Genomic DNA, 21,194 nt, shown 5'->3' with positions numbered 1-21,194 from the left:
AATCGCTACGCGCTCCCCGTAGTCTCAGCGCCTACCGACCGTCCTGGGCTGGACATAGGCCGCAATCGATCGCTACGCGCTCCGCTGTTCTCGGCGGCTACCGGCCGCCTTGGGCCGATACCGGGCCGGTAGGTCGGTAGGTCGGTATCGAGTTAGGCGTCGAAGTCGTATTCCAGGACGTAGGAGGCGGAGTCCAGCGTCATCTCGTTGACCTCAACGACCCGCCCGCCCTCGGCAAACGCGGTACGGACGATCTGGATGACAGGCGTGCCCATGGAGAGCGCCAGCCGCTCGGCCTCGTCGGCTGACGGCATCCGGGAGCGGATTTCCTCTCGGAAGTGAACGGGGCCGTGCCCCAGCTCGGCCAGCCGCGCGTACGTCCCTCCGGGACCGGTTTCGACCTGAGTGATGGCGGAGTCCGCAACGACGTCCGACGGCAGGTACGACATCGCGAAGAGCACGGGTTTGCCATCGAGCACGAAGCGGCGACTGCGTGTCCACACCTGAGTTCCTGACGGAATGCCAAGGGCGTCGGAGATGCGGTTGTTCGCCTCTTCTTCCCGCACTTCGATCTGATCGACGACCAGTTCCCGATCCTCGGTATCGGTGGACCAGATGGAGCGGCCCGCGCCCCACTGCTCGTGTGCCAGTCGCTGGATACCGCGACGCCGCAGGGGCCTGAACTCCCGGACGAAGACGCCAGCGCCTTTGCGCGCCTCCGCGAGACCTTCGTTCTGCAGTACGCCGAGGGCCTGGCGCGCGGTCATCCGGGCGACCTCATACGTGGCCATGAGGTCGTTCTCACCCGGCAGACGATCGCCCGGGCCGTACTCGCCCGACTGGATAGCCGTCCTCAGCGCATCGGCGATCCGCTGGTACTTCGGCCGGCGGGTAGTGCCCTGGCTGGTCATGAAACCGATCACTCCTTTTCCTCTCTAGACACCCTAGAGCCCGAGGTAGGCCACCGCACGCACCAGCGACGGAACCTTGGGATCGGAGATCTCTAGAGATCTATTGACGGATGGCGTGACCTTCGGCTGTAGTGGATACATCTCTAGAGAGGCTGCCTGTGTGGTGGTCTCGCGGGTGAGGAGTGATCTGCATGCCGCAGCGCCGTGATGTGTCCAGCGTCGACACAGAAGACATCCCCTGGATGAGGGCGGCGGCCATAGGCGAGCCCAGTGCGGATCTGCTGGACCGGGCCCTGGTCGGCTGGGAGCGATTCCTCGACACCTTGCAGGGGGCGTCCGATGAGTGAGCAGCACGAGTACGTACCGCACCGGTTCCTGCGCCGCCGCGTCCGCGACATCGCCTCCGGCGTCGAGGGGGAGTTGATGGCCGTGATCAACGAGAACGTCTCGGCCACCGGCGTCGAGCACTGGATGGAGCTGGCCTACATCCGCGGCGCCTCCGGCCGTGAATTCACCACTGCGGTCGGCAACATCGAGGCCGCAGACTGATGCGCCTACGACGCAGGCAGGCGGATGGCGACGTTCAGAAGACGAGGCGAAGCGCCCAGGCGTGACTGCCGGCGGCTTCAGCGGCAAGATGGAACTGGACCCTGGACACGTCTTTGCCCACGACGACGGCGAAGTCCGGCAGGAATTCTCGATCTGCCTTCTCGCGCATCCGAAGTCGCGTGGTTTACTCCCGAGGCCACTGACGACCTTCCGATGGTGCCCAGCATCCGCAAACGCATTAGCGATTGGCGAGCCGGGCGCGGCCCCGTCGTCCGCTGATGCCCGGAGCTCCTGTGTCCGCCACAGACGGATCGCAGTCGCCGTGACTGCGGAGCGCGTAGCGATCGATGGCGGCTTATGTCCAGCCCAGGACGGCCGGTAGACGCTGAGGGGTGGGGAGCGCGTAGCGATTTGGTGCACACCGGGAGCCCCGCCCGCATAGCTGTGATGGGGCCGTCCCTGAAAGCAGGACCCGGCCCGTTCTTTTGGGGGTTTCTCGGCTGTCTTCGATTTTCCGCGGCGGGGCGGTCGGTCAAGGGTGGCCGTAGGCCATCGCGCAGCGACGCGACCGAAGGGAGCGCCCTTGAGGGACCGTCCCGCCACGGAAGACGATGAGACTGACGGGAAACCCCCACGCCCTCTCTGATTCCGCCCCGCCGAGACCAGGCCCCCGAAGCCAAGCCCCCGCCGCCTACAAGTAGTCCTCCAGGCGGCCTATGCGGTAGCCCTGTTCCTGGATGCGTTGGAGCATGCGCGTCGTCATCTGGGTTTCCGTCGTGCCCTTGAGTTCGGCCGGGCCGCGGAAGTGGGCCAGGATGATGTCGCCCGGGTGGAGGGCGGAGCCCTCGGCGTACTGGAAGTTGTTGATCTGCATCGACACCCGCCACAGGACCAGGGACGAGACACCGCACTCCGAGGCTGCCCGGAGGGTGTCGTCGTTGTAGTTGCCGAAGGGCGGGCGGAAGAGCGGCGGGCGCGCGCCGAAGCGCTGTTGCAGGTGGTCCTGCTGGCCGCATATCTCGTTCTTCTGCGCCGCGAAGGAGAGCGTCCGGAGGTTCGGGTGGGTCAGCGTGTGGTTGTTTATCGTGCTGCCGGAGCCGTTGTCGCGCAGCTTCTCGAAGTGCCCGTAGTCCGAAGACGCGACACCGTGCGTCAGGAACATGCTGATCGGCAGCTTGAGGTCGGCCGCCATCTTGAGGAACTCTGGGTCCTTCTCCGCGCCGTCGTCGAAGGTCAGGAAGACGACCTTCTCCCCGGCCGGCACGGGTATTCGGTCTATCACCGGGACCTTGCCGGGGGCCGCCTTCGGGATCTGCGGCTTCTGGGCGGGCTTCGGCGCGTAGGCGAGCGGGGCCGTCAGGCCCCATTTCCTGTACGCCTCGTCGCCCGCGCCCCCCGGCGCCGGCGTCGCGGGCGCCGACGGCCCGGTGGCGTCGGCGCCCTTCGGGTCCTTGGACGCGGACTCCGTCCCCTGCGTCGTGCGGCCCAGTCGTCCACTGGTGTCCGCGCCGTCCCCGCACCCCGTCAGGGACAGCGCGAGCGCGCCGGCCGCCAGCGTTCCGGCTACGAACCGGCGCGCGTGCTTCACAGATAATCCTCCAGGCGAGCCACGGCATACCCCTTGTCCGTGACGGTCTTCATGACATGACGGATCATGTCAGGCATCGTGCCCTTCCAGTCCTCCTTCCCCCGGAAGTGCGTGAGGATGATGTCACCGGGGTGCAGGTCCCGGTCCCACTCGCGGTAGTCCATGCGGTTCGTGAACGCCTCGGCGTTCCACAGCGGGACGGCCTTGATGCCGCAGGACTTCGCCGCGCGCAGCGTGTCCTGGTTGTAGTTGCCGTACGGCGGCCGGAAGAGGGTCGGCCGCTTGCCGAACTGCTTCTGGATGGTGTCCTGCTGACCGCAGATCTCCTCGCGCTGCTGCTCGTACGACAGGCCGGGCATGTAGCGGTGGTTGATCGTGTGGTTGTTCAGGGTGACGCCCGCGGCCTGCATCTCCTTGAAGTACGGGTAGTTGTCCCGCACGACGTAGTCGCTGAGGAAGGCCGTGTACGGGATCTTCAGCTCCTTCATCATCTTCAGGAACTCGGGATCCTTCTCCGACCCGTCGTCGATCGTCAGGAAGACGACCTTGTCCTCGGTCGGGACGGTGGTGAAGACCGGCGGGTACTCCTCCTGGTCCTCGACCTCGAAGCCGTCGCGCGTGGTGATCTCGGGCTTCTCCTTCGGCGCGGCCGGGGCGGCGAGCGGCGTCTTGCGCAGCCCCCACCGCTTCGCCGCGGCGACGCGTGCCTGCTGGGCCGCCTTGGCCTTCTCGGCGGCGCTGAGGGCGCCCGCGGCGCCCGCCTCGGCGGCCTTGGCGGCCTTTTCCTTCGCGGCCTTGTCCGGCCCGTCGGATCCGCCGGCGCCGCATGCCGTTCCGAGGGCGGCGACGAGCAGGGCTGCCACGGCCACCCCGAACCGGCTGCGCGGACCCGCCGCGTACCGGTGACCCTGTTGCGAGTTATGTTCCTTTTGTCGTACTAGCTGCATAGCAGCGCATCCTGGCACCCGACACACAGGCTTCCGGGAAGACACCGCGAACGCGGTCCCAACCTTCCTTCGACTGGCCCACACCGTCCGGGTCCGCCCCGTCGCCGACAATGGACCCGTGACCCCCGAAGACTTCGCCGCCCTCCTCACCCCCGAGGGCCGCGCCCTCCTCGACTCGCTGCGCGCGTACGACCCCGCCCAGGAGCTGGCCGTCGCCACCCGGCTGCGCCGCGAGCACCCCGCCGGGCTGGTCTCCGCCGTGCTCGGGCAGGCCAGGCTGCGGCAGCGCGCGGTGGCGAAGTTCGGCGCCGAGGACGCCTTCCGGATGTACTTCACGCCCGGCGGCGGCGAGATGGCCACCCGCGCGTCCGTGGCCTCGTACCGGGCGCAGCGGCTCGCGGCCCTCGGCGTACGCAGCCTCGCCGACCTGTGCTGCGGCATCGGCGGGGACGCCCTCGCCCTGGCCCGGCTCGGCATCCGGGTGCTCGCGGTGGACCGCGACCCGCTGACGGTCGCCGTCGCGCGGGCCAACGCCGAGGCGCTGGGTCTGGCGGACCTGATCGAGGTCCGGGAGGCGGACGTGACGGAGGTGGACACCGCCGGCTACGACGCCGTCTTCATCGACCCGGCCCGGCGCGGCGGGCGGGGGCGGGTCTTCGACCCGGAGTCGTACTCGCCGCCGCTGTCCTGGGCCGTCGCCACCGCCCGTACGGCGAAGTACGCGGCCATCAAGATCGCCCCCGGGATCCCGCACGAGGCCGTGCCGGAGGAGGCCGAGGCCGAGTGGATCTCCGACCAGGGGGACGTCAAGGAGGCGGTGCTCTGGTTCGGGACCGCGCCGGGGACCGTGCGCGCCACCCTGCTGCCCGGGCCGCGCGAGCTCCGGACCGCCGATCCGCTGCCCGATCCACCGGCCGGGCCGGTCGGCCGCTGGCTGTACGAGCCCGACGGTGCCGTCATCCGCGCCCACCTGGTCGCCGAGGTCGCCGAACAGCTGGACGGCCGGCTCATCGACCCGACCATCGCGTACATCACCGCCGACGAGCTGCGTGCTACGCCGTACGCGACGGCGTACGAGATCACGGACGTGCTGCCGTTCGGCCTGAAGAAGCTGAAGGCCCTGCTGCGCGAGCGCGGGGTCGGCATCCTGACCGTGAAGAAGCGCGGCTCGGCGGTCGAGCCGGAGGAGCTGCGCAAGAAGGTCAAACCGCAGGGCCCGAACTCCGCGACGGTCTTCCTGACCCGGGTGGCGGGCGCTCCGTCGATGCTGATCGGCCACCCCGCCGGGCCGCCTGCGGCGACGCCCGGGCAGTGACCTCCCCCGCGGCGACGGCCGGGCGACCGGCTGCGCCGGGCTGGAGCCGGCCGGCAACCGGCGCAGCCGGCGCGGGCCGTGGCCGGCGCCCGACCGCGAGCCGCAGCCGTTGGTCCTCCGGCTATGCCGTGGGCGTCGTGCGGGTCGTGCGGAGGGCCCAGCGGTAGTGGGCGGTTGCCTTGGCGATGCCCAGGAGGGCGGTGATCCACAGGATCATGCCGAGGCCCATGTAGTACGCGACCTCGCCGTACGTCTCCTCGCCCGGGCGGGCCGAGACGGCGACGCCGAAGGTCACCCACAGGCCGGCCGCGCCCAGTGCGAGGGAGCTCAGCAGCCAGGTCAGGCTCCGGCCGGGCGCGCGCATCCGGGCGTCGGCCTCCGGGTCCCGGCCCGCCTCGGCCCACGCGCACAGCAGCCGCCGCACCTCGCGGTCGCGCCGGGCGCCCCACGCGAACCAGAACCCGGCCGGGACGAGCACGCCGGCGCCCAGTACGAGGAAGACGAGCGCGAGGACGAACGAGACCGGGTCGCCCTGCTCGAAGGCCACCAGGGCCATGCCGACGAAGGACCAGCCGAGGGCGAAGACGGCGGAGACGGCCCAGAGCAGCAGCAACTGCCCGATGCCCAGGCTGCGTTGACCCAGGTCGCGCAGGAAGCGCGCACGGTCGGCCCGTACGTGGCCCTCGTCCGTCCAGGCGCGCAGGTGCGCGGGCGGCGGCGGAGGCGGCAGGTCACGGCGAGGCATGCACATGACCATAGCCGCAGCCCGGGTCCACGCCCGGACCGGGCCGGAGCCGTCAGGCCCCGTCGACGCCCACCGACTCGAACCGCCAGCGGTGCACCGCCCGGGTGATCAAGTCGGCCGCGGGCTCCGGCAGTTCGGGGAGGTCCGCCGACACCCCTTCGGCCGCCTCCCACCAGGTGATCACGAGCACCCGGTCCTGCGGGGCCCGGAACACCTCGCGGCGCACCGGCTCCCGGGCCAGGACCTGGGCCCGGGCCCACTCCAGGAGTTCGTTGCCCCGGCCGTCGGCGGCCCGGGCCTCCCACATCAGCGCGACGGTGCTCATGAGTAGAGGTTGTCCTTGCTCAGCTCGTGCACGTGGTCGTGGTCGTGACCGTGGCCGTGCGCATGGCCGTGGCCGTGGCCGTGCCCGTGACCGTCGCCGCCCCCGTGGGACGTCCCCGGCACGTGCGGGTCCGTCACCGGCAGCGAGGAGTCCGCCGACAGGTCCCAGTCGGAGGGGGCCCGGTTGCGCTTGACCATCTCCGCGCCCAGTGCCGCCACCATCGCGCCGTTGTCCGTGCACAGCTTCGGCCGCGGCACCCGCAGGACGATCCCCGCGTCGTCGCACCGCTCCTGCGCGAGCGACCGCAGCCGGGAGTTGGCGGCCACACCGCCGCCGATCATCAGGTGGTCGACGCCCTCGTCCTTGCACGCCCGGATCGCCTTGCGCGTCAGCACGTCCACCACGGCCTCCTGGAAGGACGCCGCCACGTCGCGCACCGGCACCTCCTCGCCCGCGTTCCGCTTCGCCTCGATCCAGCGCGCGACGGCCGTCTTCAGCCCGGAGAAGGAGAAGTCGTACGCCGCGTCGCGCGGCCCCGTGAGCCCGCGCGGGAAGTGGATCGCCTTCGGGTCGCCCTCGCGCGCGAGCCGGTCGATGACCGGGCCGCCGGGGAAGCCCAGCTGGAGCACGCGAGCGATCTTGTCGAAGGCCTCGCCCGCCGCGTCGTCGATGGTCGCGCCCAGCGGCCGTACGTCGGAGGTGATGTCGGGGGCCAGGAGCAGCGAGGAGTGCCCGCCGGAGACGAGCAGCGCCATCGTGGGCTCCGGCAGCGGGCCGTGCTCCAGCTGGTCCACGCAGATGTGCGAGGCCAGGTGGTTCACCCCGTAGAGCGGCTTGCCCAGCGCGTACGCGTACGCCTTGGCCGCCGAGGTGCCCACCAGCAGGGCACCCGCGAGGCCGGGCCCGGCCGTGACCGCGATGCCGTCGAGGTCGCGGGCGCTGACCCCGGCCTCCTTCAGGGCGCGCTCGATGGTGGGGACCATCGCCTCCAGGTGGGCCCGCGAGGCCACCTCGGGTACGACGCCGCCGAAGCGGGCGTGCTCGTCGACGCTCGACGCGATGGCGTCGGCGAGCAGGGTGGTGCCGCGGACGACGCCGACGCCGGTCTCGTCGCAGGACGTCTCGATTCCGAGGACGAGCGGTTCGTCAGCCATTGCTCTCACTGCTCTCAGTTCGTGCTTGTGCGGGGTCGGTCAGTCGCATGACGAGCGCGTCGACGTTGCCGGGCTGGTAGTAGCCGCGCCGGAAGCCGATGGGCTCGAAGCCGAAGCGCTCGTAGAGCTTCTGGGCGCGGGCGTTGTCCACCCGTACCTCCAGCAGCACCTCGGCGCACTCGAACGCGGTGGCGGCCCGCAGCAGGTCGGTCAGGAGCCGGGCGCCGAGCCCGGTCCCCCACTGGTCGCGGGCGGCCGCGATGGTCTGTACGTCGGCCAGGTCGCCGGCGGCGGCCAGCCCGGCGTATCCCACGAGCCGGCCCGACGCGTCCTCGGCCACGACGTAGCGGCGGGTGGCCTGCGGGCCGCGGGCGTGGGCGAGCTCGGACCAGAACATCCCGGCGGACCAGGCGTCCTCGGGGAACAGCTCGTGCTCCAGTTCCAGCACGGGCCCGATGTCCCACCAGCGCATCTCGCGCAGGGTGTGGGGGGTGTGCGGGGTCGCCGGGATCACTGCGGGGTGACCACCTTGTAGTTCTTGGGCACCTGCGCGTCGGGCCGGCGCAGGTAGAGCGGGGTCGGAGGCAGGAACTCCGCCCCCGCCGCCAGTCGTTCCGCGGCCAGTGAGGCCAGCGCGGCGGCGGACTGGTGCTCGGGGCCGCGCGCGTCCGGGAACACCTCGGGGTACAGGAGCGCGCCCTGGCCCACCGCGGGCACCCCCGCGACCTGCTCGGCGATCTCGGCCGGGCGGTCCACGGCGGGCTCTCCGACGCGCGTGCGCGGGTCCTCGTACCGGGCCCAGTAGACCTCCTTGCGCCGCGCGTCGGTGGCGACGGTGAAGGGGCCCTCGATCCCGGCGGCGCCGGCGGCGTACGCGAGGCCGTCGAGCGTGCACAGCCCGTGCACGGGCACGCCCAGCACGGCGGCGAAGGTGGTGGCGGTGACGAGGCCGACGCGCAGTCCGGTGTAGGGGCCGGGGCCGACCCCGACGACGATGCCGGTGACGGCGTCGAGCTTCACCCCGGCCTCGGCGAGGACCCGGTCCACGGAGGGCAGCAGCAGCTCCCCGTGGCGGCGGGCGTCGACCTGGTTCGACTCGGCGAGGACGGTCTCGCCGTCGTGCAGGGCGACGGTGACGGCGGGCGTGGCGGTATCTACAGCGAGCAGGAGCACGCGAACAGCCTACGACTCCGGCGGCCGCGCCCCTTGCGGCCGGTCGAAAAGGAGGGCGGCTGCTACCTTTCGACCGAGGGATCACTGAGGTATCGGTCGAGCCGTCGGCCGAACTGTCGGTCGAAGCACCGGTCGAGGTGTCGGTCAGCGCGGAGAGGTGGAGCAAGGTGGCACGCAGCAGCTCGGGAATCGTGGCCGGGCTCACCATCGCGGCGGTGGCAGCGGTCGGTTTCCTCGGCTACCAGGCTTCCGCCACGGCGCCGCCGCGCCCCCCGAAGGCGGCCGCGCAGAACGCCGCCCCCGCCCCGAGCCAGCCCGCCGCCAAGCAGGACGCGGCGAAGCCGGTGCCCGTGCCGGAGGGCTCCGGCACCGGGACGCGCGTCGTGTACTCGGTGGGCCAGAAGCGGGTGTGGCTGGTGGGCGACGCCGGGCAGGAGCCGAAGTCGTTCACGGTGATGCCGAGCACGGTGCACCCGAAGGCGGGCAGCTACCTCGTCGGTTCGCGCTCCGGTTCGGTGACCGGTTCGGACGGCGTGCCGATCGAGCACGTCGTGCGGTTCGCCACCGCCGAGGGCGTGGCGGTCGGCTTCAGCGCCCGTGTGGACGGCGCGACGCCGGCGCCGGACGCGGCGAAGAAGACCGGCGGGATCCGCATGACGCGCGCCGACGGCGACGCGATGTGGGCCTTCGCGACGATCAACTCGAAGGTCGTCGTCGTTCCCTGACGGCAGGGATCGACCTTCACCCGTACGTGCGACTCAGGCCGCTTCGGATTCCGGAGCGGCCTCTTCGCGCGCTACGGCGTCCTGCGGCCCGCCCGCCGCGTGTTCAGGTGCGGGCGGTGTCGAGACGGCGGTGGCGGCCACTCCGGCGGCGAGCAGCGTCCGCATGGAGACGACGGACGGGCGGGGATCGCGCTGTGCTCCTGCTGGTGCCGACATGGCTGCCTCCTGGACCCCGGGACACCGAACTTAGGCATACCTAAGAAACTCTCGGTACCATGTCACCACGAGGGCCGCCACCAGCGCAATATCTTGCCGACGAGTTGTCGGGACGTTTACTCCGTGAAGGCGACGGCCAGGGAGTCCAGCCCGGCCCCGGCGCTCCAGCGCGCCCCGACCCCGCGCACGGCGACCTCGCGCACGTCGTCCAGCACCTCCTCGTGGCCGACCGCGCGCGCGATCACCACGTGCAGCCGGTCGTCGGAGAGCTCCTCCACCTTGCCGTCGCCCCACTCCACGACGACCACGGACTCGGGCAGCGAGACGTCGAGGTCCAGGTCCTCCATCTCGTCCAGCCCGCCGCCCAGGCGGTACGCGTCCACGTGCACCAGCGCCGGCCCGCCGGTCAGCGAGGGGTGCACGCGGGCGATCACGAAGGTCGGGGAGGTGACGGCCCCGCGCACGCCCAGGCCCTCGCCCAGGCCGCGGGTCAGCGTGGTCTTGCCCGCCCCCAGCTCACCGGTCAGCAGGACGAGGTCACCGGGGCGCAGCAGGGCGGCGATCCTGCGGCCCAACTCCTGCATCGCGTCCGGGGAGCCGACGGTGATCCGGGTCTCCGTGCCGTCCTCGGCCTCAGGTTCCGGTGCCTGGCTGCGCTGGGCTTCCAGCGGTACTTCTTCCATGCCCGCCAACGTTAGTCGGTGTGGGGACCGGGACCGCGCCGGTCTGCGCCAGCAGTCCGGTGAGCAGCCGCGTCACGGTCTCCGGGCGCTCCAGCATCATCAGGTGCCCGGTGGACTCCAGGACCACGAGGTCGGCGCCGGGCAGCGCCTCCTTGATGGCCACGCTGTGCGCCGGCGGGGTGATCATGTCCTTGTCGCCCGCGATGACGGTGACCGGGATGTCCGCGAACAGCCGGAGCGCGGCCGTCTTGTCGTGGGTCTGGAAGGCCGGGTAGAACTCGGCGACCACGTCGATCGGCGTTGCCTCGATGAGCCGCTCCGCGAAGCGCGTGACGCCCGGGTCCACGTCCCGGGAGCCGAACGAGTACATCTTGATCATGCCGGCGAAGAGGTCGGCGGTGGCCCTGCGGCCCTTCTCCACCAGCTCCACCTGCGAGCCGAGCGCCTTGAGCACGCCCGGCAGGATCCGGCGCACGGCGCCGACCCCGACCGACGGCAGCCCGTACGTCACCTCGTCGAGGCGGCCGCTGGAGGTACCGACCAGGGCCACGCCGACCACGCGCTCGCGCACGAGGTCGGGGAACTGCTCGGCGAATCCCATGATGGTCATTCCGCCCATCGAGTGACCCACGAGGATCAGCGGGCCCTCGGGGGCGGCGGCGTCGATGACGGTCTTCAGGTCGCGGCCGAGCTGCTCCATGGTCAGCGGCTCACCGTCCGCCTGGGCGAGGCCGCGGGCGCTGCGGCCGTGGCTGCGCTGGTCCCAGTAGACCGCGCGGACCGTTCCGCGCAGGGCGGCGCGCTGGAAGTGCCAGGAGTCCTGGCTGAGGCAGTAGCCGTGGCAGAAGACGACGGTGGCCGGGGGTGCGGCCTTGCGGCGCAGCCGGCGCCGCTTGCCCTCGTCGGGCACCTCTTCGACCTCGTAGTACAGCTCCGTGGCGTCCTCGGCACGGCAGGTGCCCTCGGTGCCGCGCAGGGAGCCGTAGTCCCCGGCGGCGTCCAGGGCCAGGCGCGCCTTCATGCGCATGCCGCGCCCCACGGTGATCCGTTCGACCGCGACACCGGCCGCCGCGCCTGCGGCTATCACGCCGATGGCGGCGCCGGCCCAGCCGGCCTTGCGCCAGTTCTCGCTCACGCCGCCGCCCTCACTCCGCTCGCTCAGCCGCCCAGGTACACCCGGGGCACACGGCCACCGATACGGGTGACGATCTCATACGCGATCGTGTGCGCCGCTTGTGCCCAGTCCTCGGCGGTGGGTTCACCGCGTTCCGCGTCCCCGAAGATGACGGCTTCGTCGCCGACGAGGGCGTGGTCTCCTCCCAAGTCGACCACGAACTGGTCCATGGCGATGCGCCCGGCGACCTGGCGGATCCGGCCGGCGACGAGCACCGGCCCGCGCCCGGAGGCGTTCCGCGGGATGCCGTCGGCGTAGCCGGCCGGGACCAGCGCGAGGTTCGTCTCGGTCCCGGTGACGTAGTGGTGGCCGTAGCTGACCCCGTGCCCGGCGGGGACGGTCTTGACCAGGGCGAGGGAGGCCTTGAGGGTCATCGCCGGCCGCAGGCCCAGCTGGGCCGGGGTGCCGAGCTCGGGCGCGGGCGAGACCCCGTAGACGGCCAGCCCGCAGCGCACCAGGTCGAAGTGGGACTCGGGCAGGGTGAGGGTGGCCGGCGAGTTGGCGATGTGCCGGACCTCGGGCTCGACGCCCTCCTTCTCGGCGTACGCGAGCATGTCGCGGAAGGCGGCGAGCTGGAGCTGGATGGAGGGGTGGCCGGGCTCGTCGGCGCAGGCGAAGTGCGACCAGACGCCGGTGACCCGGACGGTCCCCTCGGCCTGGGCGGCGACGGCCGCCCCGACCAGGGCCTCCCATTCGGCGGGCTGGCAGCCGTTGCGGCCGAGGCCGGTGTCGGCCTTGAGCTGGATGCGCGCGGTCCGGCCGGCGGCGCGGGCGGCCGCCCGTACCTCGTCCAGGGCCCACATACCGCTGACGGACACGTCGATGTCGGCCTCGACGGCCTCCCGCCAGGGCCCGCCGGGGGTCCAGAGCCAGCACAGCAGCCGGCCCTCGATGCCGGCGGCGCGCAGCGCGAGCGCCTCGTCGGGGGTGGCGGTCCCGAGCCAGGAGGCGCCGGCCTCCTGGGCGGCCTTGGCGCAGGCCGGGGCGCCGTGCCCGTAGGCGTTCGCCTTGACCACGGCCATCAGCTCGGCCCGGGGCGCCCGCTCGCGCAGTGCGCGCACGTTCTCCCGTACGGCGTCAAGATCGATCTCGGCGTACACGCGCGTCGGTGTCTCGTTCATCGCCCACAGTCTCTCAGAACCCCCACCGTGCCCCGCCGGTCAGCCTCGCCGCACCATTCCGGCTCCGCCGGGCCAATCCAGCCCCGCCGCGCCATTCCGGCTCCGCCGCGCCAATCCAGCCCCGCCGGCGTTTGAGGCGCGGGGGTCCGGGGGCTGGCCCCCGGCAACGGCGCCGCTGCGCGGAGCGTTCTCCCCGCCCCGCCCTTTCACCGTTCCCGGGCTCTGCCCGGACCCGGTCCTCAAACGCCGGACGGGCTGAAAGATCCAGGCAGGGTCACGGGCGGCCGGCGTTGCGCCACGCAGTGGGGAGGGCCGCGGCCACGTCCTGGGCCAGCAGCGGGCCGCCCGTGAGCCTGGCGGCCAGGCCGTGGAGGTACGCCGCCACCGCGCCCGCGTCCGCCCCCGACAGGCCCGCCGCCAGCAACGACCCCGCCAACCCCGACAGCACGTCCCCGCTGCCCGCGGTGGCCAGCCACGCACTCCCCGTCGGATTCACCCGGACCGCGCAACCGCCGGAGGCGACCAGCGTCGTCGAGCCCTTCAGCAGGACCGTCGCCCCGTACCCGGCCGCCAGCTTCCGCGCCGCCCCCAGCCGCCCCGCCTCCACCGACTCCCGCGACACCCCGAGCAGCGCCGCCGCCTCCCCCGCGTGCGGGGTCAGCAGGGTCGGGGCCGTCCGGGCCCGCAGCACGTCCGCGTCCAGCCCGCGCAGCCCGTCCGCGTCGACCAGCACCGGTACGTCGTCCGCGAGCAGGTCCGCGACCTCGCCCGCGCGCCCCTCGCCCAGTCCCGGCCCGACCACCCAGGCCTGCACCCGGCCGGGCCCGATCAGCGTCTCCGGGTACCGCGCGAGCACGGCCTCCGCCGCCGGCCCCACGTACCGCACCGCGCCCGCACCGCCCCGCAGCGCTCCCGCCACGGCCAGTACGGCCGCCCCCGGGTACTGCGCGGAGCCGGCGACGATCCCGACCACGCCCCGCCGGTACTTGTCGCTCGACGCCGTCGGCACCGGCAGCAGCCCCGCTACGTCGGCGTGCTGCAAGGCCTCCACCTGCGGCGACGGCAGCTCCAGCCCGATGTCCACCAGCCGCACCACCCCCGCCCGCGAGGCCCCGGGGTCGATCAGCAGACCGGGCTTGTACGCCCCGAAGGTCACCGTCACATCGGCCGTGACGGCCGGCCCCGCCACCTCGCCGGTGTCCGCGTCCACCCCGCTCGGCAGGTCCACGGCCACCACCGGGACCCCCTGCGGGATCCGTTCCACGAGCGCGGCCGCCGCCGGCCGCAGCCCGCCCCGCCCGCCGATCCCGAGCAGCCCGTCGAGTACGAGGTCCGCGCGGTGCGGGACGGCCTCCTCGACCCGGCCCCCGGCGGCCCGCAGCGCGGCCAGCCCGCCCGCGTGCATCCGTTCGGGGTCCATCGGCACCGCCGTCACCGCGGCCCCGCGCCGGGCGAGCCGCGCCCCGGCGTGGAGCGCGTCGCCCCCGTTGTCGCCGGACCCGACCAGCAGCACGACCCGGGACCCGTACACCCGGCCGAGCAGCCCCGCGCAGACGGCGGCCAGTCCGGCCGCCGCCCGCTGCATCAGGGCGCCTTCGGGCAGCCTGGCCATCAGCTCCCGCTCGGCGGCCCGTACGGTCTCCACGCTGTAAGCAGTACGCATGGCACCAGCCTGCCCCACGGCAGGCGTCAGCCCTCGGCGATCACCACGGCGGAGGCGACGCCGGCGTCGTGGCTCAGCGAGATGTGCCACGACTTCACTCCCAGCGCGAGCGCCCGCGCCTCCACCGTCCCCGACACCCGCAGCCGCGGCTGCCCGCTGTCCTCCACGTACACCTCGGCGTCGGTCCACAGCATCCCGGCGGGCGCGCCGAGCGCCTTGGCCAGCGCCTCCTTGGCGGCGAACCGCGCGGCGAGCGAGGCGGTCCCGCGCCGCCCACCGCTCGGCAGCGTCAACTCGGCGTCGACGAACAGCCGCTGCGCGAGGCCCGGCGTGCGCTCCAGCGCCGCGCCGAACCGCTCGATCTCCGCCACGTCGATCCCGACACCGATAATCACAACAACAGCTCCAGCTACGCCACTACTCCACGGTCACGGACTTTGCGAGGTTACGCGGCTGGTCGACCTCGTTCCCCCTCGCCGTCGCCAGTTCGCACGCGAAGACCTGCAAGGGCACCGTCGCCACCAGCGGCTGGAGCAGCGTCGGCGTCGCCGGGATCCGGATCAGGTGGTCGGCGTACGGGACGACCGCCTCGTCGCCCTCCTCCGCGATCACGATGGTCCGCGCCCCGCGCGCCCGGATCTCCTGGATGTTCGACACGATCTTGTCGTGGAGCACGGACCGTCCGCGCGGCGACGGTACGACGACCACCACCGGCAGGTCCTTCTCGATCAGCGCGATCGGCCCGTGCTTGAGCTCGCCCGCCGCGAAGCCCTCGGCGTGCATGTACGCGAGCTCCTTGAGCTTGAGCGCGCCCTCCAGCGCCACCGGGTACCCGACGTGCCGGCCCAGGAACAGCACGGTGTTCTTGTCGGCGAGGGACCGCGCGAGCTGCCGTACCGGCTCCATGGTCTCCAGGACGGTGTCCACCGCCGCGGCGATGTCCGACAGTTCCCGGACCACGGCCTGGATCTCGTCGCCCCACTTCGTCCCCCGCACCTGGCCGAGGTACAGCGCCACGAGGTAGCAGGCGACGAGCTGCGTCAGGAACGCCTTGGTCGAGGCGACGGCCACCTCGGGACCGGCGTGCGTGTAGAGCACGGCATCCGATTCGCGCGGGATCGTCGACCCGTTCGTGTTGCAGACGGCCAGCACCTTGGCCCCCTGCTCGCGCGCGTGCCGGAGCGCCATCAGCGTGTCCATGGTCTCGCCCGACTGCGAGATGGCGACGACCAGCGTCCGCTGGTCCAGGATCGGGTCGCGGTAGCGGAACTCGCTCGCCAGCTCCGTCTCGCACGGGATGCGGGTCCAGTGCTCGATGGCCAGCTTCGCGATCATGCCCGCGTGGTAGGCCGTACCGCACGCCACGATCACGACCTTGTCGACCTCCCGGAGCACCGAGACGGGGATGCGCACCTCGTCCAGGGTCAGCGAGCCGCTCGCGTCGATCCGGCCCAGGAGGGTGTCGGCGACGGCCTTCGGCTGCTCGGCGATCTCCTTGAGCATGAAGTAGTCGTAGCCGCCCTTCTCGGCCGCCGAGGCGTCCCAGTCCACGTGGTACGCCCGCACGGCCGCGGGCGCACCGTCGAAGGTGGTCACCGTGACCCCTTCGCGGCGCAGCTCCACGACCTGGTCCTGGCCCAGCTCGATCGCGGACCGGGTGTGGGCGATGAACGCGGCCACGTCCGAGGCGAGGAAGTTCTCGCCCTCTCCGACGCCCACCACCAGGGGCGAGTTCCGGCGCGCGCCGACCACCACGTCCGGCTCGTCGGCGTGCACGGCGACCAGCGTGAAGGCGCCCTGCAGACGCCGGCACACCTGCCGCATGGCTTCCGCGAGGTCGCCCGTCGCCGAGAAGTGCTCGGCGAGCAGGTGCGCCACTACCTCGGTGTCCGTCTCGGACTCCAGCCGGTGTCCGCGTTCGGCGAGTTCGGTCCGCAGCTCGGCGAAGTTCTCGATGATGCCGTTGTGCACGACGGCGACCCGCCCCGAGTTGTCGAGGTGCGGGTGGGCGTTGACGTCGGTGGGCCCGCCGTGGGTGGCCCACCGGGTGTGTCCGAGTCCCGTGGAGCCGGCCGGCAGCGGGTGCCCGACCAGTTCCTTCTCCAGGTTGACGAGCTTGCCGGCCTTCTTGGCGGCGGCCAGGCTGCCGTCCGAGAGCACGGCGACCCCTGCCGAGTCGTAACCGCGGTACTCCAGCCGCTTGAGTCCGGCGATGACCACATCGAGCGCAGACTGCGCTCCCACGTAACCCACAATTCCGCACATAGGCCGCAGCGTACGCCGTAGTTGGCCCTCTGCCCCGTACCTGAACGAGACGAAAACCCCGCCCCGGCGAATGAGCCGGAGCGGGGTTGACGTTCGGTCGGGCGGGCTTCAGCCGAGCTTCTTCACCTGCGCGGCGACGATGGCAGTCGGCTTCTCCGCGACGCCAAGGGCCGACGCGGTGTGGGTGGCCAGCACGTTGCCCTTGCGGACGACGACGGTCTCGGTCGTGACCTTCGTGCCCTCGACGTCGGCCTCCAGCGTCAGGGCGATCGCCTCGTCGCCCCCGGTGGCGGTGGAGGACACCACCTTGCTGATCTTGGTGACCTCGCCCTCCATCGTCAGCCCGAAGCCGCCGGCGCACGCGGTGGCCGCGGCCTTGACGGCCGCGAAGGCCTCCTCCGCGCCCTTGCCCTCGTACGAGGCGAGGGTGACCGAGGTCCGGGTGCCGGCGAGGGCCTTCAGCCCGGCGGCGGCCGCGTCCTCCGGGCTGGAGCCACCCTTGGGCTTGGCGACGGCCTTCATCCGCGCCGTACCGGCGGCCGTGCCGACGACGGCCGTGCCCTGCGTCTTGACGACCGGCTGGCACTCGGCCTTGTCGCCCTTCGCGGCCTCACCGATCGCCACCTCGTCCTTCGGGACGGCGACGACCAGGTGGTCCGCCAGATCGGCCTGGGTCAGGATCAGGGCGGACAGCTCGGCGTCCGTCTTCGCCTTGGCGGCCGGGGCCGACGAGGAGGCGGGTGCCGACGGCTTGGCGTCGGCCTTGGTGCCGGCCTTGTCGGAGCCGCAGGCGGTGGCCAGCAGGGCCAGGGACACCGCGGACGCGGTCAGGACGGTACGACGGACAAGAGCGGTACGCACGAAAGATCTCCCCCATGGAGCAAAAGACATCAGGGCAGCGCGAAAGGTCGACAGCGCTGCGGTGATCAACAATGTACGGGGCGTTCGATCGAGCGACCGGGGATTTCCGCGTGGCGTGCGGATCGTGATCGGGGCGAGACTCCCTTTGCCCCGAATCGAGACCGGTCCGCCGCAACCGCCGCCCCGGCCCTCCCCCGGCCCCCGCGCACGTGACCGACCACACCACCCACAAGCGCCCCCGAGCCCCGACAATGGCGGTGTGATCACTTCGCCGCCACGAAGCAGCACGCCGGACGACGCAACGGAGCGACGCGGCCGGGAGGGGCACCCCACGCGCCCCGCCCACCGCCGGGGCCCCGAGGCCTCGCCGTACGTCGACCTCACCCGGGCCGAGTGGAGCGCCCTGCGCGAGCGGACCCCGCTGCCGCTGACCGCCGACGAGGTGGAGCGGCTGCGCGGCCTCGGCGACGTCATCGACCTCGACGAGGTCCGCGACGTGTACCTGCCGCTCTCCCGCCTCCTGAACCTCTACGTCGGCGCCACCAGCAACCTCCGCGGCACCCTGAACACCTTCCTCGGGGACGCGGGCAACGGGCACGGCGCCCAGCAGGGCACGCCCTTCGTCATAGGGGTCGCCGGTTCGGTCGCCGTCGGCAAGTCCACCGTCGCCCGCCTCCTGCAGGCCCTGCTCGCCCGCTGGCCCGAGCACCCGCGCGTGGAGCTGGTCACCACCGACGGGTTCCTGTACCCGATGAAGGAGCTCCAGCGGCGCGGCCTCACCTCCCGCAAGGGCTTCCCTGAGTCCTACGACCGCCGCGCGCTCACCCGTTTCGTCGCCGACATCAAGGCCGGGAAGGACGAGGTCAGGGCCCCGGTCTACTCGCACCTGATCTACGACATCGTCCCCGGCGAGGAGCTCGTGGTCCGCCGCCCGGACATCCTCATCGTCGAGGGCCTCAACGTGCTCCAGCCGGCCCTCCCCGGCACGGACGGCCGCACCCGCGTCGCCCTCGCCGACTACTTCGACTTCAGCGTGTACGTGGACGCGCGCCCCGAGGACATCGAGCGCTGGTACCTCAACCGCTTCCGGAAGCTGCGCGAGACCGCCTTCCAGAATCCTTTCTCCTACTTCCGCAAGTACACCCAGGTCTCCGAGGAGGAGGCCATGGAGTACGCGCAGACGATGTGGCGGACGATCAACAAGCCCAACCTGCTGGAGAACGTCGCGCCCACCCGCGGCCGGGCCACCCTCGTCGTCCGCAAGGGTCCGGACCACAAGGTGCAGAAGCTGAGCCTCCGCAAGCTCTAGGCCGTCGCTTCCGGATCCTGTCGGCCCGGCCCGCCCGGCACGGTCCGAAAGAGACGGCCCGGCCGCCAGTGGCTAGGGTGCGGGGATGCTGCATCTGCGGATGATCACCCCGCACCACCTCACCGAGCGGGTGGTGGCGCTGATCGACGGAACGGTCGGAACCACCCACCTGGTCGTGCTGCCGGGCGCCGCCCGCGACCCCGAGGGCGATCTCGTCCTGTGCGACGTCGCCCGCGAGGCAGCGGACGAACTGCTCCAGGAGATGCGCGCGCTCGGCATCGGCGAAAGCGGTTCGATCTCCGTCGAGAACATCGACCTGTCGATCTCCAGGCGCGCCGACGAGGCCGAGGAGGAGGCGCCCGGCGAGGCCGCCGACGCGGTGGTCTGGGAGCAGCTCGCCGAATCGACGCACGAGGAGTCCACCCTCACGATCACCTACGCCGCATTCATGATCATCGCGACGATGATCGCGGCCTGCGGTGTGGTCCTGGACAACGCGATCCTGATCGTGGGCGCCATGGCGGTGGGCCCGGAGTTCGGGCCGCTCGCCGGCATCTGCACCGGCCTGGTGCAGCGCCGGCCGAGGCTCGCCCGGCGCTCGCTCGCCGCCCTGGTGATCGGCTTCACCGTGGCGATCGCGGCGACGACGGTCTTCAGCCTGCTGATGACCGCGTTCGGCCTGTTCCAGGAGGGGATGCTCGAGAACCCCCGGCCGAACACCAGCTTCATCTGGCAGCCGGACCCGTTCTCCTTCGTCGTCGCACTGCTCGCCGGGGTCGCCGGCATGCTGTCGCTGACCTCGGCGAAGGCCGGCGCCCTGGTGGGCGTGGCGATCTCCGTCACCACCGTCCCGGCGGGTGCCAACGCCGCCGTGGCCCTCAGCTACGGCGACTTCGCGCAGATGTGGGGATCGGGCATTCAGCTGGCCCTGAACCTGGGCGGCATCATCTTCGCCGGAACGCTCACCCTCCTGTGCTGGAAACTGCTGTGGCGCACCCAGGAGAGCCGGATGATCCGGAAACCGGGTGCGCCACGGAGGCCTGGCAGCGGCTTTTAGGGCCTGAGGTCTAGCCCAGCGCCGACTTCACGACGTCCGCGAGCCGGCCGGCGACCGCGCGGGCCTGCTCGATGTCGGCGGCCTCGACCATCACCCGTACGAGCGGCTCCGTACCGGACGGACGGAGCAGTACGCGTCCGGTGGTGCCCAGCTCGCGCTCGGCGTCGGCCACGGCCGCCGCCAGCTCCGCGGAGGTGGTGACCCGGGACTTGTCCACGTCGGGGACGTTGACCAGCACCTGCGGCAGCCGCTGCATGACGCCCGCCAGCTCGGCGAGGGACTTGCCGGTGGCCGCGACCCGCGCCGCCAGCAGCAGGCCGGTCAGCGTGCCGTCACCGGTCGTCGCGTGGTCGAGGATGATCACGTGGCCGGACTGCTCGCCGCCGAGCGCGTAGCCGTGCTCCTTCATCGACTCCAGCACGTACCGGTCGCCGACCCCGGTCTGCACGACCTGGATGCCCTCGCCCTCCATGGCCAGCTTGAAGCCCAGGTTGGACATCACGGTGCCGACCACGGTGTTCTCGCGCAGCTGGCCGGCCTCGCGCATGGCAAGCGCCAGCACCGCGAGGATCTGGTCGCCGTCGACCTCCGCGCCGGAGCCGTCCACGGCGAGGCAGCGGTCGGCGTCACCGTCGTGCGCGATGCCGAAGTCGGCGCCGTGCTCGACGACGGCCGCCTTGAGCAGGCCGAGGTGGGTGGAGCCGCAGCCGTCGTTGATGTTCAGGCCGTCCGGCTCGGCGCCGATCGTGACGATCTCCGCGCCGGCCCGGGCGAAGGCCTCGGGCGAGACGTAGGCGGCCGCGCCGTGCGCCTCGTCCAGGACGATCTTCAGCCCGTCGAGGCGGTTGGGGAGGACCCCGATGAGGTGGGCGACGTACTTCTCGAAGCCCTCGGTGTAGTCGGAGACCCGGCCGACGCCGGAGCCGGTGGGCCGGTCCCACGGGGCGCCGGTGCGGTGCTCCTCGTAGGTCGACTCGATGCGGTCCTCCAGCTCGTCGGCGAGCTTGTGGCCGCCCCGGGCGAAGAACTTGATGCCGTTGTCCGGCATGGCGTTGTGGCTGGCGGAGAGCATCACGCCGAGGTCGGCACCCAGCGCACCGGTGAGATACGCCACCGCCGGGGTGGGCAGCACACCGACGCGCAGGACGTCCACGCCCGCGCTCGCGAGGCCGGCCACGACCGCGGCCTCGAGGAATTCGCCGGAGGCCCGGGGGTCCCGGCCGACCACGGCCGTCGCCCGGTGGCCCGCGAAGGTGCCCGCCTCGGCCAGTACGTGGGCAGCCGCCACGGAGAGGCCGAGCGCGAGCTCCGCCGTCAGATCCGCGTTGGCAACGCCGCGTACACCGTCCGTCCCGAAGAGTCGTCCCACTGTTGTCCTCCCGAGTTTCCGCATCGCATTGTGACCGCTTGTGA

General features: G+C 72.2%; 23 protein-coding genes and 1 pseudogene. 6 read left to right on the top strand and 18 right to left on the bottom strand.

Translation table 11 applies throughout. The features are described 5' to 3' along the window. Positions 1–152: 152 nt before the first annotated feature. The gene (locus tag AB0D29_RS03860; protein WP_362851986.1) at positions 153–911 is read right to left on the bottom strand and encodes a GntR family transcriptional regulator; all 759 of its coding nucleotides are present in this window, start codon (positions 909–911) and stop codon (positions 153–155) included. 191 nt (positions 912–1,102) lie between these two features. On the opposite strand from AB0D29_RS03860, the gene AB0D29_RS03855 reads away from it, so the two are divergent. Next, positions 1,103–1,258 carry a hypothetical protein gene (locus AB0D29_RS03855; protein WP_362851985.1) on the top strand — a complete coding sequence of 52 codons (156 nt, stop codon included), beginning with the start codon at positions 1,103–1,105 and terminating at the stop codon, positions 1,256–1,258. After that, positions 1,251–1,482: pseudogene (locus AB0D29_RS03850) on the top strand (hypothetical protein); the annotation flags it as partial. The gene AB0D29_RS03855 and the pseudogene AB0D29_RS03850, both read left to right, overlap by 8 nt. Positions 1,483–1,494: 12 nt before the next feature. Here AB0D29_RS03850 and AB0D29_RS03845 read toward each other — a convergent pair. The 3 genes from AB0D29_RS03845 to AB0D29_RS03835 form a co-directional block, all read right to left on the bottom strand. Further along, positions 1,495–1,629, bottom strand: coding sequence for a hypothetical protein (locus AB0D29_RS03845; RefSeq protein ID WP_362852164.1), 135 nt, complete (start codon positions 1,627–1,629; stop codon positions 1,495–1,497). Positions 1,630–2,151: 522 nt separating this feature from the next. Further along, positions 2,152–3,048 carry a polysaccharide deacetylase family protein gene (locus AB0D29_RS03840; RefSeq protein WP_362851984.1) on the bottom strand — a complete coding sequence of 299 codons (897 nt, stop codon included), beginning with the start codon at positions 3,046–3,048 and terminating at the stop codon, positions 2,152–2,154. Then, positions 3,045–3,995 (bottom strand): polysaccharide deacetylase family protein, encoded by a 951-nt coding sequence (locus AB0D29_RS03835; RefSeq protein ID WP_362851983.1) that lies wholly within the window; start codon positions 3,993–3,995, stop codon positions 3,045–3,047. The genes AB0D29_RS03840 and AB0D29_RS03835 overlap by 4 nt, the downstream gene beginning before the upstream one ends. A 118-nt stretch (positions 3,996–4,113) precedes the next feature. Between AB0D29_RS03835 and AB0D29_RS03830 the strand changes: the two genes are divergently transcribed. Further along, positions 4,114–5,310 carry a methyltransferase domain-containing protein gene (locus AB0D29_RS03830; RefSeq protein ID WP_362851982.1) on the top strand — a complete coding sequence of 399 codons (1,197 nt, stop codon included), beginning with the start codon at positions 4,114–4,116 and terminating at the stop codon, positions 5,308–5,310. A gap of 121 nt (positions 5,311–5,431) precedes the next feature. Here the strand turns inward: AB0D29_RS03830 and AB0D29_RS03825 are convergent, their stop codons facing one another. The 5 genes from AB0D29_RS03825 to tsaB are packed head-to-tail and all read right to left on the bottom strand — an operon-like array spanning position 5,432 to position 8,707. Then, positions 5,432–6,055 (bottom strand): hypothetical protein, encoded by a 624-nt coding sequence (locus tag AB0D29_RS03825; RefSeq protein ID WP_362851981.1) that lies wholly within the window; start codon positions 6,053–6,055, stop codon positions 5,432–5,434. A gap of 52 nt (positions 6,056–6,107) precedes the next feature. Then, positions 6,108–6,380, bottom strand: coding sequence for a hypothetical protein (locus AB0D29_RS03820; protein WP_362806260.1), 273 nt, complete (start codon positions 6,378–6,380; stop codon positions 6,108–6,110). Beyond that, positions 6,377–7,534: a tRNA (adenosine(37)-N6)-threonylcarbamoyltransferase complex transferase subunit TsaD gene (gene tsaD / locus AB0D29_RS03815; RefSeq protein ID WP_362851980.1), complete on the bottom strand. Its 1,158-nt coding sequence runs from the start codon at positions 7,532–7,534 to the stop codon at positions 6,377–6,379. The genes AB0D29_RS03820 and tsaD overlap by 4 nt, the downstream gene beginning before the upstream one ends. Beyond that, entirely contained in the window at positions 7,527–8,006 is a 480-nt protein-coding gene (gene rimI, locus AB0D29_RS03810) for a ribosomal protein S18-alanine N-acetyltransferase (protein WP_362806295.1), read from the bottom strand. The genes tsaD and rimI overlap by 8 nt, the downstream gene beginning before the upstream one ends. Before the next feature lie 38 nt (positions 8,007–8,044). Next, positions 8,045–8,707, bottom strand: a complete 663-nt coding sequence (gene tsaB, locus AB0D29_RS03805; RefSeq protein ID WP_362851979.1) for a tRNA (adenosine(37)-N6)-threonylcarbamoyltransferase complex dimerization subunit type 1 TsaB — start codon at positions 8,705–8,707, stop codon at positions 8,045–8,047. Between the two features lie 167 nt (positions 8,708–8,874). On the opposite strand from tsaB, the gene AB0D29_RS03800 reads away from it, so the two are divergent. Then, positions 8,875–9,432 carry a hypothetical protein gene (locus AB0D29_RS03800; protein ID WP_362851978.1) on the top strand — a complete coding sequence of 186 codons (558 nt, stop codon included), beginning with the start codon at positions 8,875–8,877 and terminating at the stop codon, positions 9,430–9,432. 33 nt (positions 9,433–9,465) lie between these two features. Here AB0D29_RS03800 and AB0D29_RS03795 read toward each other — a convergent pair whose 3' ends face one another. From AB0D29_RS03795 to AB0D29_RS03760, 8 genes are all read right to left on the bottom strand, one after another. Beyond that, positions 9,466–9,648, bottom strand: a complete 183-nt coding sequence (locus AB0D29_RS03795; RefSeq protein WP_362851977.1) for a hypothetical protein — start codon at positions 9,646–9,648, stop codon at positions 9,466–9,468. Positions 9,649–9,764: 116 nt separating this feature from the next. Beyond that, positions 9,765–10,232 (bottom strand): tRNA (adenosine(37)-N6)-threonylcarbamoyltransferase complex ATPase subunit type 1 TsaE, encoded by a 468-nt coding sequence (tsaE, locus tag AB0D29_RS03790; protein ID WP_362852151.1) that lies wholly within the window; start codon positions 10,230–10,232, stop codon positions 9,765–9,767. A 49-nt stretch (positions 10,233–10,281) separates the two neighbouring features. Then, a complete protein-coding gene (locus AB0D29_RS03785; protein WP_362851976.1) occupies positions 10,282–11,466 on the bottom strand; it encodes an alpha/beta hydrolase in 1,185 nt (394 codons plus the stop codon). Between the two features lie 23 nt (positions 11,467–11,489). After that, a complete protein-coding gene (alr, locus tag AB0D29_RS03780; protein ID WP_362851975.1) occupies positions 11,490–12,626 on the bottom strand; it encodes an alanine racemase in 1,137 nt (378 codons plus the stop codon). 274 nt (positions 12,627–12,900) lie between these two features. After that, positions 12,901–14,289 (bottom strand): NAD(P)H-hydrate dehydratase, encoded by a 1,389-nt coding sequence (locus AB0D29_RS03775; protein ID WP_362851974.1) that lies wholly within the window; start codon positions 14,287–14,289, stop codon positions 12,901–12,903. 26 nt (positions 14,290–14,315) lie between these two features. Then, complete coding sequence (locus AB0D29_RS03770; RefSeq protein ID WP_362851973.1) at positions 14,316–14,684, bottom strand: holo-ACP synthase; 369 nt, start codon at positions 14,682–14,684, stop codon at positions 14,316–14,318. A gap of 22 nt (positions 14,685–14,706) precedes the next feature. After that, positions 14,707–16,554 (bottom strand): glutamine--fructose-6-phosphate transaminase (isomerizing), encoded by a 1,848-nt coding sequence (gene glmS / locus AB0D29_RS03765; protein ID WP_362851972.1) that lies wholly within the window; start codon positions 16,552–16,554, stop codon positions 14,707–14,709. A 108-nt stretch (positions 16,555–16,662) separates the two neighbouring features. After that, complete coding sequence (locus AB0D29_RS03760; RefSeq protein ID WP_362851971.1) at positions 16,663–17,415, bottom strand: hypothetical protein; 753 nt, start codon at positions 17,413–17,415, stop codon at positions 16,663–16,665. 259 nt (positions 17,416–17,674) lie between these two features. Here AB0D29_RS03760 and coaA point away from each other — a divergent pair, with 259 nt between their 5' ends. Beyond that, positions 17,675–18,724: a type I pantothenate kinase gene (coaA, locus tag AB0D29_RS03755; protein WP_361753568.1), complete on the top strand. Its 1,050-nt coding sequence runs from the start codon at positions 17,675–17,677 to the stop codon at positions 18,722–18,724. 85 nt (positions 18,725–18,809) lie between these two features. Next, positions 18,810–19,781: a DUF389 domain-containing protein gene (locus AB0D29_RS03750; RefSeq protein ID WP_362851970.1), complete on the top strand. Its 972-nt coding sequence runs from the start codon at positions 18,810–18,812 to the stop codon at positions 19,779–19,781. A gap of 10 nt (positions 19,782–19,791) precedes the next feature. Here AB0D29_RS03750 and glmM read toward each other — a convergent pair whose 3' ends face one another. Further along, positions 19,792–21,150, bottom strand: coding sequence for a phosphoglucosamine mutase (gene glmM, locus AB0D29_RS03745; protein WP_362851969.1), 1,359 nt, complete (start codon positions 21,148–21,150; stop codon positions 19,792–19,794). Positions 21,151–21,194: the final 44 nt, after the last annotated feature.

This window comes from Streptomyces sp. NPDC048424 (assembly GCF_040651555.1).
Classification (GTDB): Bacteria; Actinomycetota; Actinomycetes; order Streptomycetales; family Streptomycetaceae; genus Streptomyces.
This window is presented reverse-complemented; position numbering and strand designations above follow the sequence as displayed.

Coding starts and splice junctions, on each gene's coding strand:
- AB0D29_RS03825 (WP_362851981.1), bottom strand. CDS start 6,055: ATGCCTCGCCGTGACCTGCCGCCTCCGCCGCCGCCCGCGCACCTGCGC.
- rimI (WP_362806295.1), bottom strand. CDS start 8,006: ATGCGCTGGTGGGACATCGGGCCCGTGCTGGAACTGGAGCACGAGCTG.
- AB0D29_RS03845 (WP_362852164.1), bottom strand. CDS start 1,629: ATGCGCGAGAAGGCAGATCGAGAATTCCTGCCGGACTTCGCCGTCGTC.
- alr (WP_362851975.1), bottom strand. CDS start 12,626: ATGAACGAGACACCGACGCGCGTGTACGCCGAGATCGATCTTGACGCC.
- AB0D29_RS03750 (WP_362851970.1), top strand. CDS start 18,810: ATGCTGCATCTGCGGATGATCACCCCGCACCACCTCACCGAGCGGGTG.
- AB0D29_RS03795 (WP_362851977.1), bottom strand. CDS start 9,648: ATGTCGGCACCAGCAGGAGCACAGCGCGATCCCCGCCCGTCCGTCGTC.
- tsaE (WP_362852151.1), bottom strand. CDS start 10,232: ATGCAGGAGTTGGGCCGCAGGATCGCCGCCCTGCTGCGCCCCGGTGAC.
- AB0D29_RS03820 (WP_362806260.1), bottom strand. CDS start 6,380: ATGAGCACCGTCGCGCTGATGTGGGAGGCCCGGGCCGCCGACGGCCGG.
- AB0D29_RS03860 (WP_362851986.1), bottom strand. CDS start 911: ATGACCAGCCAGGGCACTACCCGCCGGCCGAAGTACCAGCGGATCGCC.
- glmS (WP_362851972.1), bottom strand. CDS start 16,554: ATGTGCGGAATTGTGGGTTACGTGGGAGCGCAGTCTGCGCTCGATGTG.
- AB0D29_RS03855 (WP_362851985.1), top strand. CDS start 1,103: ATGCCGCAGCGCCGTGATGTGTCCAGCGTCGACACAGAAGACATCCCC.
- AB0D29_RS03775 (WP_362851974.1), bottom strand. CDS start 14,289: ATGCGTACTGCTTACAGCGTGGAGACCGTACGGGCCGCCGAGCGGGAG.
- tsaD (WP_362851980.1), bottom strand. CDS start 7,534: ATGGCTGACGAACCGCTCGTCCTCGGAATCGAGACGTCCTGCGACGAG.
- AB0D29_RS03835 (WP_362851983.1), bottom strand. CDS start 3,995: ATGCAGCTAGTACGACAAAAGGAACATAACTCGCAACAGGGTCACCGG.